This window comes from Rhizobium sp. RHZ01 (assembly GCF_014851595.1).
GTDB lineage: Bacteria > Pseudomonadota > Alphaproteobacteria > Rhizobiales > Rhizobiaceae > Rhizobium > Rhizobium altiplani.
In genome coordinates, this window is the sequence record NZ_JACUZZ010000088.1 from 1 (window position 1) to 620 (window position 620).

The 620-nt window shown below is 63.1% G+C and carries 2 pseudogenes; both read left to right on the forward strand.

The window, feature by feature from the left end:
* Window positions 1-377: pseudogene (locus IB248_RS30910) on the forward strand (cytochrome b); the annotation flags it as partial.
* A gap of 26 nt (window positions 378-403) precedes the next feature.
* Window positions 404-620, forward strand: a pseudogene (locus IB248_RS30915) (cytochrome c1); the annotation flags it as partial.

Consider the following 620-nt stretch of genomic DNA (forward strand, 5'->3'; position numbering starts at 1 on the left):
TCACCTTCAACATCGGACCGATCGACTCGAAGCTGGCCGGCGTCCTCGTCATGTTCGGCGCCATCATCGTGCTGTTCTTCGTGCCCTGGCTCGATACCTCGAAGGTGCGTTCGGCGGCTTATCGCCCTTGGTACAAGCTGTTCTTCTGGCTGTTCGTCGCCAATGCCATCGTCCTCGGCTGGCTCGGCTCGCGTCCTGCCGAAGGCACCTACGTGATCATGTCGCAGCTTGGCACTCTCTTCTACTTCGCCTTCTTCCTGGTGATCATGCCGGTTCTCGGCCTCGTCGAGACGCCGCGCCGCTTGCCCAACTCGATTACGGAAGCGGTTCTGGAAAAGCGCAACAAGGTGGCGGCCGCCGAGCCGGTCAAGGCCTGAGCGTGCGACAGGAAGGGAAGAGACACATGAACAAGCTTGTTACCAGCCTCCTGTCGCTGGCCGTCGTCGCTGGTTTGAGCGGCGCGGCACTCGCCGAGGAAGCCACCCCGAACGGGGCTGCGCCGGCAGAGCATGCCGAAGGCGCAACGCCGCACTATCCGCTCATGCATCCGAAGCATGAGCACTGGACCTTTGCCGGCCCGCTCGGCCATTACGACAAGGGCCAGCTGCAGCGCGGCCTGA